General features: G+C 62.8%; 12 protein-coding genes. 9 read left to right on the top strand and 3 right to left on the bottom strand.

The window, feature by feature from the left end; genetic code table 11:
- Positions 1-74 precede the first annotated feature (74 nt).
- Positions 75-1,583: a sigma-54 dependent transcriptional regulator gene (locus tag Q0J54_RS10560; protein WP_296305509.1), complete on the bottom strand. Its 1,509-nt coding sequence runs from the start codon at positions 1,581-1,583 to the stop codon at positions 75-77.
- A 94-nt stretch (positions 1,584-1,677) separates the two neighbouring features.
- Between Q0J54_RS10560 and larB the strand changes: the two genes are divergently transcribed.
- Positions 1,678-2,484, top strand: coding sequence for a nickel pincer cofactor biosynthesis protein LarB (larB, locus tag Q0J54_RS10555; RefSeq protein WP_296305507.1), 807 nt, complete (start codon positions 1,678-1,680; stop codon positions 2,482-2,484).
- 1,089 nt (positions 2,485-3,573) lie between these two features.
- Here the strand turns inward: larB and Q0J54_RS10550 are convergent.
- Entirely contained in the window at positions 3,574-3,798 is a 225-nt protein-coding gene (locus Q0J54_RS10550; protein ID WP_296305506.1) for a hypothetical protein, read from the bottom strand.
- A gap of 26 nt (positions 3,799-3,824) precedes the next feature.
- Positions 3,825-5,312 carry a peptidoglycan DD-metalloendopeptidase family protein gene (locus Q0J54_RS10545; protein ID WP_296305504.1) on the bottom strand — a complete coding sequence of 496 codons (1,488 nt, stop codon included), beginning with the start codon at positions 5,310-5,312 and terminating at the stop codon, positions 3,825-3,827.
- Positions 5,313-5,530: 218 nt separating this feature from the next.
- On the opposite strand from Q0J54_RS10545, the gene Q0J54_RS10540 reads away from it, so the two are divergent.
- The 8 genes from Q0J54_RS10540 to aspS all read left to right on the top strand — a co-directional run bounded on the left by Q0J54_RS10540 (position 5,531) and on the right by aspS (position 18,643).
- A complete protein-coding gene (locus tag Q0J54_RS10540; protein WP_296305502.1) occupies positions 5,531-6,889 on the top strand; it encodes a DnaA/Hda family protein in 1,359 nt (452 codons plus the stop codon).
- Positions 6,890-7,037: 148 nt separating this feature from the next.
- Positions 7,038-8,192 carry a DNA polymerase III subunit beta gene (gene dnaN / locus Q0J54_RS10535; protein ID WP_296305499.1) on the top strand — a complete coding sequence of 385 codons (1,155 nt, stop codon included), beginning with the start codon at positions 7,038-7,040 and terminating at the stop codon, positions 8,190-8,192.
- The gene (gene gyrB / locus Q0J54_RS10530) at positions 8,192-10,591 is read left to right on the top strand and encodes a DNA topoisomerase (ATP-hydrolyzing) subunit B (RefSeq protein WP_296305497.1); all 2,400 of its coding nucleotides are present in this window, start codon (positions 8,192-8,194) and stop codon (positions 10,589-10,591) included. Before dnaN ends, gyrB begins: the two co-directional genes overlap by 1 nt.
- A 38-nt stretch (positions 10,592-10,629) precedes the next feature.
- On the top strand, positions 10,630-13,158 hold the full coding sequence (gyrA, locus tag Q0J54_RS10525) for a DNA gyrase subunit A (protein ID WP_296305495.1): 2,529 nt from the start codon (positions 10,630-10,632) through the stop codon (positions 13,156-13,158).
- A complete protein-coding gene (locus Q0J54_RS10520; protein WP_296305494.1) occupies positions 13,158-14,039 on the top strand; it encodes a tetratricopeptide repeat protein in 882 nt (293 codons plus the stop codon). Before gyrA ends, Q0J54_RS10520 begins: the two co-directional genes overlap by 1 nt.
- Before the next feature lie 69 nt (positions 14,040-14,108).
- Positions 14,109-15,515 carry an amidophosphoribosyltransferase gene (gene purF, locus Q0J54_RS10515; protein ID WP_296305492.1) on the top strand — a complete coding sequence of 469 codons (1,407 nt, stop codon included), beginning with the start codon at positions 14,109-14,111 and terminating at the stop codon, positions 15,513-15,515.
- 7 nt (positions 15,516-15,522) lie between these two features.
- A complete protein-coding gene (hisS, locus tag Q0J54_RS10510; RefSeq protein WP_296305490.1) occupies positions 15,523-16,797 on the top strand; it encodes a histidine--tRNA ligase in 1,275 nt (424 codons plus the stop codon).
- Positions 16,790-18,643 carry an aspartate--tRNA ligase gene (gene aspS, locus Q0J54_RS10505; RefSeq protein WP_296305488.1) on the top strand — a complete coding sequence of 618 codons (1,854 nt, stop codon included), beginning with the start codon at positions 16,790-16,792 and terminating at the stop codon, positions 18,641-18,643. Before hisS ends, aspS begins: the two co-directional genes overlap by 8 nt.
- Positions 18,644-19,188 lie beyond the last annotated feature (545 nt).

Raw genomic sequence — 19,188 nt, 5'->3', positions numbered from 1 at the left:
AACTGGATGCCTTGTTTCTGGGATTCATCATGTTTGCCTTAATCGTTGAGTCTCTTAAATAGTGTTAACAGGCCCTAATCGATGGGATGGCCGGCCGCCCGGTATTCGTTGAGCTTGTTGCGCAGGGTGCGGACGGAGATGCCCAGCAGCTCGGCCGCCTGCGTGCGGTTGCCGGCCGTGGCTTCCAGGCCCTTGATGATCATAAGGCGTTCCATCTCGTGCAGGGGAATGACCGCACCGGCAAAGGCGTCCGATGCAGGGGCCTGCCCCCCGGAAGCGGGCGTGGCGGCCTCTGGCGCGAGGGAGACCGGTCCGGCTCCATCCTGCGGCGCTTCGCCACCGGCCGGCGCGGGAGCGGCCCTCTCCGCTTGGGCGGCCTCTTCCCCCGACTCTTCGAAAAGCGGCCAGCTGTCTTCTTCCAGAAGGAAGTGGCAAGGTTCGATGGGGCGGCCGTTGGCCAGCAGCACGGCGCGCTCCATGAGATTCTGGAGCTCGCGAACGTTGCCGGGGAAATCATAGGAGGAGAGCCAGTCGATGGCCGCTTCGGAAAGGGAGCTGGGCGGCAGCTGATATTCCCGCACATACATGTCCATAAAAAAGCGGGCCAGCTCCAGCACGTCGTCGCCCCGTTCCCGCAGCGAGGGCAGCCGCAACGGGATGACGTTCAGACGGAAATACAGGTCCTGCCGGAATTTCCCCTGCTTGACCCAGTCCTCAAGATCGCGGTTGGTGGTGGCGAGGACGCGCACATCCACATGGACGGTCTCCGTGCCACCCACGCGGTCGATCTCGTTCTCCTGGAGCACGCGCAAGAGCTTGGCCTGGAGGGCCAGATCCATTTCGGATATTTCGTCCAGCAGGATGGTGCCGCCGTCGGCCAGCTCGAACTTGCCCAGCTTGCGGGAGATGGCTCCGGTGAAGGCCCCCTTTTCATGCCCGAACAGTTCGCTTTCCAGCAGATGCTCCGGCAGGGCCGCGCAGTTGACGGCCACAAAGGGCCCGCGGGCCCGCTTGCTCATGGCGTGCAGATAGCGGGCGAACATTTCCTTGCCGGTGCCGGATTCGCCGGAGATGAGCACCGTCGCCCGCGAACCGGCCACCTGACGCGCCAGCTTGAGGACGCGCGAGATGGCCGGATTGTGGCCCACGATGCGCGGGCCGCCGCCCTGTTCGGCGTACTGCGCCTTGTGTCCGCCGAGAGTGCTGCTGGCCGGGACCGGCGTCGAACGTTGCGGCGTCCGTACCACCGCCTGGATGCGCTCCACATCCAGCGGCTCCAGCCAGTAGTCGCGAGCGCCGAGATGCATCAGGCGCTCGGCCTCCTGCGGGCTGCCCTTGTCGGTGATGACGATGACCGGCGGGAACTGCGGGTCATCCGCGCCCACGGCCAGCAGATCCTCGACCTTGAAGCCCGGCAGGCTGGGACGGGCAAAAATGACATCCGGCCCTGATTTGCGGATAAATACTGAGGCTCCCTTGAGATTTTCCGCAATGCCCAGTTCAAAACCAGCATCGCGCAAGGGAGGAAAAACGGCCGTGATGGCCTGCGCCGGAGCAAGGAACAGCAAACGCCGTGTCGACATAACCCATTGTCTTTACCCCGTTACGTCATACTTTGCAACACACCTTTCCCCTCCGGGGGTGACAAGCCGAAGGGTTTTCAGTACAAAAATCCGCATGGAACAGCAGCATCTTGAAACGCTCCTCACTGCCGTGGCCCGGGGGGAGCTCAGTCCGTCCCTGGCCGCCCGGCAGCTTGCCCAGGTCACTCTTGAAGACAGTCTCAGCGGCCTTGCCCTCGATACGCAACGGGCCGTACGCACCGGCCTTGGCGAAGTGGTCTTCGCTCAGGGCAAGAGCCCGGACGCGCTGCGCGGCGCGCTTTCGGGCCTGCATCAGGACGGCAGTCCGGTTCTTGCTACACGCGTCAGCCCGGAACAGGGAGAGATGCTGGGCAAGGCCTTCCCCCAGGGGCGCTACTGGCCCATGACCCGCCTTTTCCTGCTGCCGCGGCGGCTGCCGGACGGCGCTGTCGTCCCCGCGCCGGAGCTCGGCCCTCCCTGGCCACAGCATGGCGACATCCTGGTCGTCACGGCAGGCGCGGCGGACATCCCCGTGGCGGCCGAAGCGTACGGCGCGCTCCGTTTCTGGGGACGTGACTGTGGATTGATCACCGATGTGGGGGTGGCCGGGCTGCATCGTCTCACGCCCCACCTTCCCGCCCTGCGGGACGCCCGCTGCGTCATCGCCGTTGCCGGCATGGAAGGCGCGCTGCCCTCTGTGCTGGCCGGACTGCTGCGCTGCCCGCTGCTGGCCGTCCCCACCTCGGTCGGCTACGGCGTCGGCGCCGGCGGCAGAGCCGCGCTCTCCACCATGCTGTGCTCCTGCGTTCCCGGCGTGGCCGTGGTGAACATCGACAACGGTTTCGGCGCGGCAGCCTTCGCCGCCAAGATGATCCCTCCCGCCGGACAGCCACAGGACTGAACCTTCCCCCTCCGGCAGGCGGATCGCTCACGCCGCCATCCCGGCCTTTCCCTGCCCCGGCAGTCCGCTGCCGGGGCGTTTTTTTTTCGGCAGCCCGTCCGCATTTGCCGCCTTCCTTCTTCCCTTTTCCTTTCTCGTCCCCCTGCACACCAGCGCGCAACGCCTGCCCGTGCGACAGGCGACGCTCAGCCGACACGTCCTGTCCCCTTCCGTCCGTCTCTTCCACGCGGGACTAACCGTGACGAACAGCGTATTGTTTCAAAAAAATACAATTATTTTCTCTTGTTATTTACATTATGCACATTCTTCTCCTGATATGATCAGCACATTTTGCGAGACGTCTCTCTCGTGCCCTGGCTGGAGGAGGCCCTCGTCCGCCCAGGCGGCCATTTTACGGAAGAAACAGGGTATATGTATATTTTTTCTTTATATATCAATATGTTTTTCAAGATATACACAAAGTGACACCACCTTGTTTTCACAACAACACCGCTCTCAGCACGGAGCGACGCTCCCGACGGCAGCCGCAACGTGGCGAACGGCACGGCGTGCAGTATCCAAAGTTTAAAAAATATTTTATTTCCGTATGATAAAGAAGTTAGTCTCTCTTTTCACACAAAGTTCTTCACACAGAGAACATATATATGAACATGTCCTCCCATTGAGATTGAATAAAAAAAATCAATAAAAATACGTCTGTTACAAGATAATTCACAAATTTTTCTCCTCAGCTTCCCAAACAAGGAACAAAAGGAACGACTCCACCGCAGCAGGCATCCGTCAGTCATCCGGCAAGGCCTTCGCTTTTTTTCAGGGAAGAATGGGGAAGAGGTCACGCGGCGGGGCGGGCGCTTTCCTGCCGGGAGCCCCCGGACGCCGTTTTCCTGCGGCAAACCGGGCCTTCGGTCAGACAGAAACAAAAAAGGGAAGAGAGATCGCTCTCTCTTCCCCTGCCTCCGTTCCCCATGCGGGATCGGCATCTTTTGTTGAAAAAACGTGCACGGACGCCACATCGGGCCGCCCGCCGCCTGGGCCCGGCCGGGCGCGCGGACGGAGCGGCTCCCTTGCCGTCCCGAAACGAAAACAGCCTTACAGGACTACATTGATGACCGAGCCCGAACCTTCCATGCTGGCCGCGATGGCCAGCCAGTCCGGCCCCAGAAAAAAGCCCTCGGACGTCCGCAGCGTAAGCGGACTGCCCGCCGCCACGGGATCCGAGTGTTTGTCGGGCTCGCCGCTGACCACGAGGATTTGTCCCCCGGCCACCCGCTGCCAGACGCCGCTCAACTGGGTGACAGGATCCGCAAGCAACATGTGTCCCTCCCTCACCGGGCCCGGCGTCAGCGCTGCCGCCTGCCCTTGTCGTCGTCCGCGTCCTTGTCCTTCTTCTCTTCCCGCACGCCGGGGGAGGGAGAAAGATCCAGGCTGACGATGCTGTCCACCGTGTAGTCCGCCAGGCTCTTTTCCCCGCGCAGATAGGCGCTTTCCAGCTCCATGATCTCGCGAAAACGCGCCATGCCCCCCTTGGAGACGGGCTTGCCGCGCGGATTGATGGCCTTGACCGGATTGATGAATTTGCCGTTCTGCTTGAGCCGGAAATCCAGATGCGGGCCGGTGGAGAGGCCCGTACTGCCCACAAAGCCGATGACCTGACCCTGCCGGACGCGCTGGCCTTTCTTCAGGCCGCGCGCATACCCTGAGAGGTGGGCGTACCATGATTCCAGTCCCGCCTCATGCCGGAGCACGATCTGATTGCCGTAGCCTCCGGCCCAGCCGCGCTTGATGACCACGCCGTCCCCAACGGCCTTGACGGGCGTCCCCGTGGGCGCGCCGTAGTCCACGCCAAGATGCGGACGGCTGTACCCCAGGATGGGATGCTTGCGGTTGTGGCTGAAACGCGAGGTGATGCGCGTGAAGGAAAGGGGAGCCTGCAACAAGGTCTTGCGAAGGTTCTCGCCCTTGCGATTGTAGTACTGCGGGCGTTCCTTGCCGTCCTTGAAGTAAAAGGCCTCGAAGGTCTTGCCCTGATTGGTGAAGGTGGCGGCCAGGATACGACCGTATCCCTTGTAGTCGCCGTCGCGGTAGCGTTTCTCCACCAGCACGCTGAAGCTGTCCCCAGGCTGGAGATCCCGGATGAAGTTGATCTCCGACCCAAAGAGTTCAGCCAGCAGAATGGCTATTTGCGGACCCTCCCCCATGTCTGCCACGGCCTGGAAGAGGTTGTCCTCTATGCTGGCCTCGATGCTGTCCAGCAGAGTAACGTATTCGATGCGCTCGACCCGGGCGACGGGATCTTCCACCCCTTCCACCACAAGGCGGCGATCGCCGTCGATCTCGTATTCAAAGCGCTTGACCCGGCCGGTGGCATTGTCCGTCACCACCACATAGGGCTGACCGGCACGGAAGGAACGCAGGGAAAAGACCTCCTTTACGGCATTGGCGTACGCAAAGGAACCTTCCGTGCTGACGCTCTCCAGCACGGTACTGAGCGTATCCCCCTTTTCCACGGTACCGTGCTTCACGGCATCCCCTTCAGGGGGGGCGGCATCGGCAAGGGCATCGGGCGCGCTCAGCGGAGTCTTGTGCTCGCCTCCGGCGGCTTCGGGAGCCGGGACGGCTTCCGCACCGGCGGCCGGCTGCTTTTCCCGCGCCGCGTCCGGCGCGACCGGAGTTTCCGAAGAGGCCGTCGCTCCCTCTTCCAGACGAAGAGGCTCCGGCGGCTGCGCGGGCGGACGCTGCCCCTGTCCGCCGGAAATGCCGAGCTGCACGGCGCTGACGATGCCGATGAAGATCAGCAGCACGGCCAGGATGAACCAGAAACGTTTCATAGGATATTCCGTTATCTCTCCCGACGCACTCTATACCCTGCCGCCCTGTTTCTGTCCATCCCCTGTTCACGGGCCTCACCGCCCGCCAGAGGTCGTTGCCCGTTTTTCCCCCGGCGGCCCCGGCCGTGGGGGGGGACTTCTGCACACTTGTTTCGACCGGAAAAATCGCCTATATTCTTCCTTTGCTTCGCGCGAGACCGCGCGGCCGGGAAAGCACCGTGAGCTACAGGCATACACCCCCTTCCCCCTCAGACCTGCTGCGCCGTCTGGACGAGGCGCTGGAGCGCTGCCGCCCGCATGAGCCCCGTCCCTGGCTGCACGGTCTCGATATGCTGGAAGGGGACGGCATGGTGGAGATCGTTTTTCCGCACGCCCTGTACGAACGCTTTTTTTCCCCGCACAGGCAGCTCTTTGAAACGGCGCTGCGGCAGTGCCTTCCGGCAGGCACGAGCATCCGCTACCGTACGGCCGGGCCAGTCCGGCCGGAGGATATCCCCGCCGCCCCCCTTTGCCCGGAGAAGACAGGCGCAAACGCGCCGTCCTTCCCCGGCAGGGAAACGGCGGAGCTTTCCCCGGCCAGCGGACAGCCGCCATCCCTGCCTGGCCCGTCAAAAACGCTGGACGATTTTCTCTGCAATGCCAAGAATGCCTTTCCCCTGGAAGTCATGCGGCGCATTGCCGGCCATCCTCCCGGCGCCGTCTTTCAGCCGCTGCTGCTGTATGGCGGGAGCGGCACGGGCAAGAGCCATCTGCTCTCGGCCGTGGGGACCGGCTTTGCCCGTCAGGGCATGCGGGTCCTGTCGCTGCCGGCGGCACGCTTCTGCCGTCAGGCGGAGGACTGGGCGCGACGGCCGGAAAACTTCTGGCAGGATGTCCATGTACTGATCCTGGATGATCTGCAGGACATCGTCGGGCAGGACCTCTGGCAGAGACATCTTGTGACACTGCTGGATCATTGTCCGCCGCAGCGTCAGGCCCTCTTTGCCCTGACCGGGACGGCGCAGACGTTCAAGCGTCTCCAGCCCCGTCTGGTCGGACGTCTGGAGAGCGGGCTGGTGGCGGAACTGCTGGAGCCGGACCTGGAGATCCGTCTCCGCTATCTGCAGGACATCTGCCGACAGCGACGATTGCCCCTCTCCCGCGAGGAACAGTTGTTCCTGGCCCGGCGCTGCCGACAGTTCCGGCTGCTTCAGGGCATGCTGCTCAAGGTGGCGGCCTTCGCCGAGATGCGACAGGGCAGCCTGAGCAGGGAAGATGTGGAGAATATCGCCCGGACCGGCGGTACGGAACCGGCCATCGGTCACCGGGAGATCGTGGAGGAGATCTGCCGCCTCTATGCCCTGCGCCCCGAAGAAGTGCTGGGCAACGGAAGACGCCCGCAACTCGTGCTGGCCCGACAGATCGCCATGTACGTTTGTCGCCGCCGTCTGGGCCTGTCCTATCCTGAACTGGGGCGCATGTTCGGCGGAAAAGATCACAGTACCGTGGTCCATGCCGTTAAAAAAGTTAAAAAAATGCTGGAAAGTAACAAAGATGTGCAGAACGTGGTCGCCGCCCTGGAAAAAAGTGCGCCATGAGGAACACCATCCCCCGGACACGGGCCGGGAAACGTGCCCGACGTTCCCGGGGAACACCTGCTGATGTCAGTAAAAAATCAAGGGATACAAGCAGGTTGAATACGTTGGCAACAAAATTTGACCGCCTATTACCACGAGGATCTTTTTTATGAAACTTACCGTAAACAAAGAGCGCATCATCGACGGTCTGCTCAAGGCGGCGGCCATCATCCCCGCCAAGGCGGGCGCGGCTTATCTGCGTTCCATCTGGCTGCGGGCCGAGGAAGGACATCTTTCCATCATGGCCACGGATGCCAATATCGAATTTACCGGCCGGTATGAGGCGGACGTGCAGCAACCCGGTCTGGTGGGCGTGCAGGGACGTTCCTTTGTGGATCTGGTACGCCAGCTGCCCGGCGGACCGCTGAAACTGCATCTTGACGAAAGCGGCAGGACGCTCGTGCTGGAACAGGGCCGCCGCAGCTACAAGCTGCCCGTCAACGGCGAGGAGCTTTTCCAGAACTTCTCGGCCTTTCCCCAGGGCAATGCCGTCACCTGGTCCGGCGATTTCCTTCAGGACGTGCTGGACAAGGTGGTCTTCTGCATCAGCGACGATGACTCCATGGACGCCATCGCCTGCCTTTACATGAAGCCTACGGGCAATGGGCGTATCGACGTCTGCGGCCTCAACGGCCATCAGTTCGCGCTGGTGTCCTTCACGCATGACGAGCTGGCCGAACGCCTGCCGCAGGAAGGCGTTCTCGTGCAGAAAAAATATCTGCAGGATCTCAAGAAATGGCTGGGCGTGGATGAGATAGAGCTGGACATCACCGACAAGCGCCTGTACCTGCGCACGCTGGACGGCGCGGAAAGTCTGAGCCTGCCGCGCGCCGGGCATCAGTATCCCGATTACAACATCTTTATGAGCCGGCTGGAAGGGGAGGGCGCAAGCCGTCTGACGCTGGCCCGCAAGGATGCCATGGAAGCGCTGGGACGTATCCTCATCTTCAATACCGAAAGCGACCGCTGCACCTACCTCGACCTTTCGGCACAGGAAGCGGTGCTGCATGCCCAGGGGCAGGAGATCGGCTCGGCCAGCGAAAGTCTGGAGGTCGTCTACGAAGGCGACATCCCGCGCATCGCCTTCCCCACGCGTAACCTCCTGGACGTGTTCGGGCATTTTTCCTCGGCGTCGGTGACCATGACCATGACCGGCGCGGAAGGGGCCTGCGGCATCCGCGGCGAGGAGGACCCGGATTATACGGTCATCATCATGCCCATGAAGGTTTCCGAAACGACCTATTACAGCGAGGAAGACGTCTAATGGCTCCCGAAAATGCCGGCGGCTACAATGCCGCATCCATCACCATTCTCGAGGGGCTCTCGGCCGTACGCAAGCGGCCGGCCATGTATATCGGTTCCACGGACGTGCGCGGCCTGCATCATCTCGTCTATGAAGTGGTGGACAATTCCATCGACGAGGCCATGGCGGGGTACTGCACGTCCATCACCGTCATCCTGCATGCGGACAATTCCGTCACCGTCCGCGACGACGGACGCGGCATCCCGGTGGACATCCATCCCAAGGAAGGCGTACCCGCCGTCCAGGTGGTTATGACCAAGCTGCACGCCGGCGGCAAGTTCGACAACACGAGCTACAAGGTCTCCGGCGGTCTGCACGGGGTGGGGGTCTCCTGCGTCAATGCCCTGTCCGAATCGCTCACCGTGACCGTGCGGCGTGACGGCAAGCGCTACCGGCAGCACTACGCGCGCGGCGTGCCGCAGGACGAACTGACCGTCATCGGGGAAAACGTGGACGGCCACGGCACGACCGTGACTTTCAAACCCGATGAGGAGATCTTCGAGGTGCTGGAATTTTCCTACGAGACGCTGAAGAAGCGCTTCGAGGAGCTGGCCTACCTCAACCGCGGACTGACCATCGAATGTATCGACGAGCGTACGGGTCAGGAGCACGTCTTCCACGCCGAAGGCGGCATCCGCCAGTTCGTGACCGATCTCAACGAGGGGGAAACGCCCCTGCATCCGGTCATCGACTGCGAAGGCATACAGGACAATGTGACCGTGGATTTCGCCATGCAGTACACCACGGCCTACAAGGAAAACATCCACACCTTTGCCAACAACATCCGCACGGCCGAAGGCGGTACGCATCTGGTGGGCTTCCGCACGGCGCTCACCCGCGCCATCAACGGTTATGTGAAGAACCAGCCGGATCTGACCAAGAAGCTCAAGGGCACGGCGCTCTCCGGCGACGACGTGCGCGAGGGGCTCACCGCCATCATCAGCGTCAAGCTGCCGCAGCCGCAGTTCGAGGGCCAGACCAAGACCAAGCTGGGCAACAGCGAGGTGGCCGGCATCGTGGCGGGCGTCGTTTACGACAAGCTCAACGAATATTTCGAGGAAAACCCCAAGGACATCCGCACCATCGTGGAAAAGGCCCTGGACGCCGCCCGCGCGCGGGACGCCGCCCGGCGGGCCAAGGAGCTGGTGCGCCGCAAGGGGGCGCTCTCGGACAACGCCCTGCCGGGCAAGCTGGCCGACTGCCAGAGCAAGGACCCCGCCGAGTCCGAGCTCTTCATCGTGGAAGGGGATTCGGCAGGCGGTTCGGCCAAGCAGGGACGCAATCCCCGCAATCAGGCCATCTTGCCCCTGCGCGGCAAGATCCTCAATACCGAGCGCACGCGCTTCGACAAGATGCTGGCCAACAAGGAGGTGAAGAACCTCATCACGGCCATGGGCGCGGGCATCGGCGAGGGGGATACCGACCTCGACAAACTGCGTTACCACAAGATCATCATTATGACCGACGCCGATGTGGACGGCGCGCACATCCGTACCCTGCTGCTGACCTTCTTTTTCCGGCAGTATCAGGAGATGGTGGAGAAGGGCTACGTCTACATCGCCCAGCCGCCGCTCTACCGGGCGCACAATGCCCGTTTCGAGAAGTTCATCAAGGATGATGCGGAGCTCAACGCCTTTCTGCTCAACCGCGTCAGCGAGGATGTGACCATCGTCGCCGAAAATGGCACGGAATACACGGGCACGAAGCTCCTGGAGCTCATGCGGCACATCGAAAAGCTCGAGAGCCGCGTGACGGACGCCGAGAGCACGGGCATGGCCCGCGATCTCTTCCTTGCGCTGACGACCTATCCGCGCTTCGTGGATGCGGAGCTCATCCAGGCCGGGGACGGGGCCCTGCTGGCCTGGCTCAATGAGCGCGGCTATCTGCTCACCCTTTCCCGCGAGGCCGACGAGGACGGCGAAGAACGCGTCTTCGCGGTCTTCGAGAATACGGGCAGCCACCATACCCGGCGCGGCATGGAATTCTTCGCCTCCCGCCTGTACCGGCAGACGCGGCAGCTCTTTGACGAACTGCGGGAACAGTGCGGGGGCTTTTCCTTCCGCCTGCGCCGCAAGGAAGGCGAACAGACGGCGGACGACGTGTTCAACCTGCTGCGCCTGACCCTTGAAGAAGCCCGGCGCGGCATCAATATCCAGCGCTACAAGGGCCTTGGGGAAATGAATCCCGAACAGCTCTGGGTGACGACCATGAATCCCGAGAACCGCGTGCTTCTTCAGGTCTCCGTGGAAGACGCCAACGAGGCTTCCGATGCCTTCGAGGAGCTCATGGGCGACCGTGTGGCCCCGCGCCGCGAGTTCATCGAGCGTAATGCCCTGAGCGTGCAGGATCTGGATATCTAGCTGGCGGGGATCCCCGCTATCCAAGCAACGAGGCAAACGTGTCCGAGCAACCGAAAATCAGTATTGAACACGAGCTGCGCAAGTCCTATCTGGAATATTCGCTGTCGGTCATCATCGGTCGCGCCATCCCCGATGCGCGCGACGGTCTGAAGCCCGTGCACCGGCGCATACTCTTCGCACAGTCGGAACTGGCCAATACCTACAACCGTCCGCACAAGAAGTCCGCGCGCATCGTGGGCGACGTCATCGGTAAATATCATCCGCATGGGGACTCCGCCGTCTATGACGCGCTGGTGCGCATGGCCCAGGATTTCTCCATGCGGGACCCACTGGTGGACGGGCAGGGCAACTTCGGCTCCATCGACGGCGACTCGCCGGCCGCCATGCGGTATACCGAAGTGCGCATGTCCCGGCTGGCCGGGGAATTCCTTGCCGATCTGGACAAGGAGACCGTGGACTTCCGCCCCAACTACGACAATACCCTGCAGGAACCGTCCGTCCTGCCCACCAAGGTGCCCAATCTGCTGCTCAACGGCTCTTCGGGCATCGCCGTGGGCATGGCCACCAACATCCCGCCGCACAATCTGGGCGAGCTCTGCGACGCCCTGCAAATCCTGCTGGACAACCCTCAGGCCAGCGTGGACGACCTCATGGAGGTGGTCAAGGGGCCGGACTTCCCCACGCGCGGTTTCGTCTATGCCGGCAAGGGCCTTTATGACGCCTATCACACCGGGCGCGGCACGGTGAAGGTGCGCGGCCGCCTGGAAGTGGAGGAACGGAAGAAGGGCCTGCAGGCGGTAGTCATCCGCGAGATTCCCTTCGGCCTCAACAAATCCGCCCTGGTGGAGAAGATCGCCGCTCTCATCAATGACCACAAGATAGACGGCATTGCGGACTTGCGGGACGAATCCGACCGCAAGGGCATCCGTATCGTCATCGATCTCAAGCGCGGCACCATCCCGGACATCGTCATCAACGGCCTGTACAAATACACGCCGCTGGAAACCAGCTTCGGCATCAACATGCTGGCCGTGGTGGACAACCGGCCCGTGCTGCTCAACCTCAAGACGGCCCTGTCCTGCTTCGTGGATCACCGGCGGGAGGTGGTCATCCGCCGCACGCGCTACGATCTGGCCAAGGCCGAAGCGCGGGCGCATATTCTGGAAGGCCTGCGTATCGCCATCGACAACATCGATGAAGTGGTGGCCCTCATCCGGGCCTCCGCCAGCCCGGACGAAGCCCGGGCCGGACTCATGGCCCGTTTCGAGCTGTCGGAAGTGCAGGCCCGCGCCATCCTCGACATGCGCCTGCAACGCCTGACCGGCCTGCAACGCGAGGAGCTGCTGGCCGAATATCGCGATCTGCTCCAGAAGATCCAGTTTTACACCTCTATCCTGGAAAATGCCGAAGTGCTGCGCGGCGAGCTCAAGCGGGAGATCGCGGAGATCCGCGAGACCTTCGCCACCCCGCGCCGTACGGAAGTGGTGACGGACACGCTCTCCGGCATAGACATCGAGGACCTCATCCCCGATGACGAGGTGGTCATAACCCTTTCGCGCCGCGGCTACATGAAGCGTACCAATCTGGAGAACTACCAGCAGCAGAAGCGCGGCGGCAAGGGTATTGCGGCCCTGCACACGGCGGAAGACGACTATGTGCAGGAATTTTTGACCACCACCAATCACCAGTATCTCTGCCTGTTCACCAACAAGGGCCGCATGCACCAGCTCAAGGTGCATCAGGTCCCCGAAGGCAGCCGCACGGCCAAGGGCGTGCACATCAACAATCTCCTGCCGCTGGAAGAGGGCGAGTGGGTGACCACGGTGCTGGCCCTGCGTGAATTCGCGGAGGACAAGTATTTCCTCTTCGTGACCCGGCGCGGCATGGTCAAGCGCTCCTCGGCCTCGCTCTATGCCCGCTGCCGCAAGAGCGGCCTCATGGCCGTGGGCCTGCGCGAGGACGACGAGCTCGTGGTGGTGCGCCCCATCCGGGACGATGCCCACATCGTGCTGGCCACGGCGGACGGCTACTCCATCCGCTTCTCCTGCAAGGACGTACGGCCCATGGGCCGCGTGGCCACCGGGGTCAAGGGCATCGCCCTCCGGCGGCAGGATGTGGTCGTGGCCGGCGTCATCCTCAAGGAAGACGACCAGACCACGGAGATCATGTCCATCTCGGCCAACGGCTTCGGCAAGCGCACCCGGGTGGACCTCTACCGCCTCCAGACGCGCGGCGGCAAGGGCATCATCAATTTCAAGGTGACGGGCAAGACCGGACCGGTGGTGGGCGCCATGCCCGTACGGGACAGTGACGGCCTTGTGCTGCTGACCTCGGCCAACAAGATCGTGCGCATCGGCGTGGACGACGTGCGCAGCAAGGGCAGGGCCACCATGGGCGTCATGCTGGTGCGTCTGGATGAAGGCGCGCGCGTGGTGGGCTTTGACCGTGTGGATGAAGGCGGACAGAGCGGCCGCAAGCTGGATGAGGAAGACGACGGCGACGGATCGACGCCCGAAGGCGGCCCCCTGACGGCGGCTGCGGGAGCGGAGGGCGACGGAGAAGCGTGATGTATCCGTTTTCCCGCACGGGACGGCATGTCCGCCGCGGAGCGAAAGGGTGGGGCGGCAGGCGGGCGGCGGCTCTGCTGCTGTGCTGCCTGCTGCTGTCCAGTCTGCCGGGCTGCGGGCGCTCGCCGCTGGGGGACGACCTCAGCGAGGCCAGGAGCGCCGTGTCCGCCCATGAATGGACACGGGCCGAACGTCTGCTGGAACGCTTCCTGCGGGAAGCCGAGGATCCCGACAAACGCTGGGAAGCCTGGCAGCTCCTGCTGACCGTGGCCAACGGCACGGGCGTGACGGCACGGGTGCAGCTGGATTATCTGGACACCATGCTGGAGGAATTCGCGGACAGCGACGCCCGCTGCAAGGACATCCTCTGGCGCATGGGCCAGCTCATGGAGCGTCAGCGCCGCCATGAGCGCGCCGTGGACATCTGGAGCGCCTATCTGGATCTGGACGGGCTCGGCGCACAGGACAGCGTGGAAGGCTATCGCCATCTGGCGGCCATGAACTTTCGCCTGCATCGTTACGAGGCGGCGGAAGATGCCCTGCAACAATGTCTGGCCCTGCCGGTGGCCGAGGCGGCCAAGCTGGACTGCATGTATGATCTGGCGGACCAGAACGCGGCCCGGGAACGCTGGCAGGAGGCGGCGGACCTGTCACAGCAGATCCTGGACAGCGAGCCCGGCGAACGTCTGCGGGCCCTGACGCTTTTTCTGCTGGGGGATGCGCTGGAACAGCTCGGCCGGCCGGAGGATGCGCTGGCCCAGTTCGAGCTTTGCCGGGAAAGCTACCCCAATGCCGATGTGGTGGAAAATCGCATTGCGTATTTGAAAAAAAAGATGAAGAATCCCTCCCGCCGTCAGGCGAGGGCGGCGGAAAAGAAATAGGCGCGCCGCCCCTTCCTGTCATGCGCGGCGCAAAGCGAGAGACGGGGCGGACAGCATGAGGAGAGTGGCATGATTCGGCACGAGTGTGGACTTTTCGGCATTTACGGCCATGAAGATGCGGCGCGGCTGACCTATTTCGGCCTGTATGCGCAGCAGCATCGCGGGCAGGAAAGCGCGGGCATTGTGACCTGGGGCGGCAGCGTCATGCACGAGCACAAGGGCATGGGCCTTGTGCCCGACGTCTTTTCGGAAGAGGCGCTCGGCACGCTTTCCGGCGATACGGCCATTGGTCATGTGCGCTACTCCACCACCGGGCGTTCGCACATGCGCAACGCCCAGCCCTTTGTGGCCCATTTCCGCGGGCGGGACATCGCCGTGGCCCACAACGGCAACCTGGTCAATACGGCGGAACTGCGCGAAGAGCTGGAAAGCGACGGCTCCATCTTCAGTACGACCAATGATACGGAAGTGTTCATGCATCTGCTGGTGCGGGCCCTGCGGACCAAAAGCCTGGTGGAAGCCGTGCGCGACACCTGTTCGCGCGTGCGCGGCGCCTACTGCCTGCTGGTGATGAGCGGCAACAGCCTCGTGGCGGTGCGCGACCCGCACGGGTTCCATCCGCTGGCGCTGGGCCGCCTGGACGGCTGTCCCGTCTTCGCTTCGGAGACCTGCGCCTTCGACCTCATGGAAGCCGACTACGAGCGCAGCATCGGCCCCGGCGAGATGTACGTCGTGGACGAGCAGGGCGAGCGCAGCGAACAGCTCCACGGCCCCCTGCCGGACAAGCCGCGCCAGTGCATCTTCGAACTCGTGTACTTTGCCCGGCCGGACTCCTTCGTCTTCGGCGAGCAGGTCTATCAGTGCCGCAAACAGATGGGCTGGCAGCTCGCGCACGAATCCACGCCGGATGTGGATTTCATCATGCCGTTCCCCGATTCCGGGGTCTACTCGGCCGTGGGGTTCGCCCAGTGCGCCGAGCTCCCCTACGAGCACGCCATGATCCGCAACCACTATGTGGGCCGGACCTTCATCCAGCCTACCCAGAGCATGCGCAATTTCGGCGTGCGGGTGAAGATCAACCCCGTGCGCTCCATGATCGAGGGGAAGAAGATCTGCATCGTGGACGATTCCATCGTGCGCGGTACGACCATGCGCACCCGCGTGAAGAAGCTGCGTGAACTGGGGGCGAAGGAGGTGCATATCCGCATCAGCTGCCCCCCGGTGAAATTCCCCTGTTATTACGGCATCGACTTCGCCTCGCGCGGCGAACTCATCGCAGCCAACATGGATCTGCCGGGCATCGTGCGCGAGCTGGATGTGGATTCCCTGCATTATCTTTCCATAGACGGACTGTTGCGCTCGGTCATGCACTCCGACAGCTACTGTCTCGCCTGCTTCAATGGCGACTACCCCGTCCCCTGCCGCGAGGCGGGCAAACACCGGCTGGAACAGCCCTGCGCGGCAGTCAACTCCTGAGGTCATCATGGCAGCTCACGTTACACGCATCAAAGGCTTTGCGGACATGTTCCCGCCGGATTCCGACGCCTTCCGCTTGCTGGAAGAAACGGCGCGGCGCGTCTTTTTCTCCTGCGGCTTCGTGGAATTGCGAACGCCCGTCCTGGAATATACCGACCTGTTCCGGCGCTCCATCGGCGAAGAGACCGATGTGGTGCAAAAAGAGATGTTCACTTTCCCGGACAGGAACGACCGCCTTATGACCCTGCGGCCCGAAGCCACGGCCGGCGTCATGCGCGCCTACATCGAAGACGCGCGGCATACGCGCGAAAGCGTCAGCCGCCTTTTCACCACGGGCCCCATGTTCCGTTATGAGCGGCCCCAGAAGGGCCGCATGCGGCAGTTCCATCAGCTCAACTGCGAATGCCTCGGCTCGCACAGCCCCTATGCCGATGCGGACATGATCATCATGCTCATGCGCTTTTTGCGGGAAGCGGGGCTGACGGAGCTGACGCTCAAGCTCAATTCCCTGGGCTGCGCCAGCTGCCGCCCGCGCTTCAAGGAGGCGCTGGTGGACTATCTGGAAGGACTTGCCGGGGAGGGCGCTCTGTGCGAGGACTGCACGCGCCGCATGCGAACCAATCCCCTGCGCGTGCTCGACTGCAAGCAGGAAGGCTGCCGCCGTCTGACGGACGCCGCGCCGCGCCTGCTCGACTACAACTGCCCGGACTGCCGCGCCCATTTCGACACCGTGCTGCGCCTGCTGGAAGCGGAGAAGATCCCCTTCGAACTGGATCACCGGCTGGTGCGGGGGCTCGATTACTATTGCCGTACGACCTTCGAGGTGGTAAGCGGAAACATCGGCTCGCAGTCCGCCGTAGCGGGCGGCGGCCGTTATGACGGGCTGGTGAAGAGTCTCGGCGGCCCCGACGTGCCGGGGGTGGGTTTTGCTTGCGGCATGGAACGGCTGGCCCTGCTCCTGCCCGAAAGTCCCGCGCCCCGTCTGGATTTTTATGCCGTGGGCATGAACGAGACCGGTAGGGACATCTGCTTTTCGCTGGCCCAGCGCCTGCGCGAGGCCGGCTTTGCCGGCGAGGTGCACACCGGTGACGGCGGCTTCAAGAGCAGCATGCGTCAGGCGGGCAAATCCGGGGCCCGTTATTGCCTCATCGTGGGAGAAGACGAAGCGGCTTCCGGCAAGGTTATGGTAAAAAACATGGACAGCGGCGAACAGCAGGCCGTGCCGCAGTCCCATCTTGTGGAACATCTGGCCTCGATCCCCGGCGGTACCGACCATGAGTGAGCAGACGCAAACGCAGGATCTCCAGCAGGAGCACCAAAAATACATCGAGGAAGTGGGCGACTGGACCCGTACGCATTCCTGCGGGCAACTGACCGAAGCCGATGACGGCGCGGATGTCTGCCTCATGGGCTGGGCCCAGTACCGGCGCGACCACGGCGGCCTCATCTTTGTGGATCTGCGCGACCGCGAAGGGCTGACGCAGGTGGTGTTCAGTCCCGAGATCGCCCCGAAAGCCCATGAGGATGCCCACATCCTGCGGGCGGAATATGTGCTGGCCATCAAGGGCAGCGTGCGCCCGCGCCCCGAAGGCATGACCAACCCCAATCTGGTCACCGGCGGCATCGAAGTGGTGGTGAAGGAATGGAAGCTGCTCAATACCTCCAAAACGCCGCCCTTCCCCATTGAAGACCGTACCGACGCCGGGGAGAACCTGCGTCTCACCTGGCGCTACCTCGATCTGCGCCGTCCGCGCATGCAGGCCAATCTTCGCCTGCGGCATCGCGTGGCCCAGGCCATCCGTCGTTATCTGGACGAAGGCGGCTTCATCGAGGTGGAAACGCCCATCCTCACCAAGTCCACCCCCGAAGGCGCCCGGGACTTCCTCGTGCCCAGCCGCCTCAACAACGGCGAGTTCTACGCGCTGCCGCAGTCGCCCCAGCTCTTCAAACAGCTGCTCATGGTGGGCGGCTTTGACCGCTATTTCCAGATCGTTCGTTGTTTCCGCGACGAAGACCTGCGCGCCGACCGCCAGCCGGAATTCACCCAGGTGGACATCGAAATGAGCTTCGTGGACGAGGAAAAGGTCATGGATATGGCCGAAGGCCTCATGGCGCGCGTCTTCAAGGACGTCATGGGGCAGGACATCCCCCGTCCCTTCCCGCGCATGCCCTATGCCGAGGCCATGAGCCGTTACGGCGTGGACAAGCCGGATACCCGCTTCGGCCTCGAGCTGCACGACATCACCGACATTGTGCGCGGCTCCGGCTTCAAGCTCTTTGCCGCGGCAACGCTGGTCAAGGCCATGAAGGTTCCGGGCGGTGAATCCATGACCCGCAAGGAGATCGACGCCTACACCGACTTCGTGAAGATCTACGGCGCGCAGGGCCTGGCCTGGATCAAGATCAAGGCCGATGAATGGCAGTCCCCCATAGCCAAGTTCCTTTCCGATGCGGAACGCAAGGGCATTGCGGAAGCCCTCGACCTGAAGGTCGGCGACATCGTCTTCTTCCAGGCCGGCGAACCCGGCATGGTCAACGCCGCGCTGGGCAACCTCCGCGTGCATCTGGGCAATCAGCTCGGCCTGATCCCGGAAAATACCTTCAACTTCCTCTGGGTGACGGACTTCCCCCTCTTTGAATACGACGAAGAGGAAAAGCGCTATGTGGCCTGCCACCATCCCTTCACCTCGCCGGCTCCCGGTCATCTGGAACTCATGGCCACCGACCCGGCCCATACCCGCGCCCGCGCCTACGACATGGTGCTCAACGGCAACGAAGTGGGCGGCGGCTCCATCCGCATCCATTCCGCCGAAGTACAGCGCCGCATGTTCGCCGCTCTGGGCTTCACGCCGGAACAGGCCGAAGAACAGTTCGGCTTCCTCATCAGCGCGCTGGAGCAGGGCGCTCCGCCGCACGGCGGCCTCGCTTTCGGCCTCGATCGTCTGGTCATGCTGCTCGCCGGCGCGCAGAGCATCCGCGACGTCATCGCCTTCCCCAAGACCCAGAAGGCTACCTGCCTCATGACCCAGGCCCCCTCCGAAGTCTCCGCCAGGCAGCTGCGTGAACTCGGCCTGCGCCTGCGCGAAAAGAGTGGCGAAGCCGCCCCTGCCCCTGCCGCAGGAAACTAGGCTTTTTGCAAATCTGGAACAGAGCGGAACGCCCTTCGCTTGCGCGAAGCGGCGTTCCGCTGTTTTGGGATGTTTTTTTGTGGAGGGAAGGGTCCCTTTGTGAACAAAGGGGCCCTTCCCCCCACGCCCCCCATCCCCCTAAAAACTTTACTTGCCCAGGCGTCAGCCGTCGCGACATGCGGGGTGTCTGCTGACTGCAAGCCAGCCAGGATCTGAAAAGAACGGCAGATCAGGCTATTCTGCAGGGCCGTATTTTTTCATGTTGCCGGGGGACGTAACAACGTAGGGCGGTCTTGCCGGGTCACGGTACCGTACAGAGTGGCCCGAGTAAAAGTTTTGGGAAGGGTGAGGGGGAGCACGAGGAGGAGAGGGAAACCGTTTTCCAAAACGATTTTTCTTTCCCCCTCGTAAAAAAGCACTCGTATTTCGCTGTGTTGGGATGTTTTTTTGTGGGGTAGGGTCCCCATCCCCCCTAGGGTCAGGACTCATTAAAGGTAAAAAATGACAATGGCAGCAATATGGATTGCCGAAAGGAATGTATGGGC

The organism is uncultured Desulfovibrio sp., from assembly GCF_944324935.1.
GTDB lineage: Bacteria > Desulfobacterota > Desulfovibrionia > Desulfovibrionales > Desulfovibrionaceae > Desulfovibrio.
Note: the sequence above shows the minus strand (reverse complement) of the source record. Positions and strands in the feature narration are given on the sequence as shown.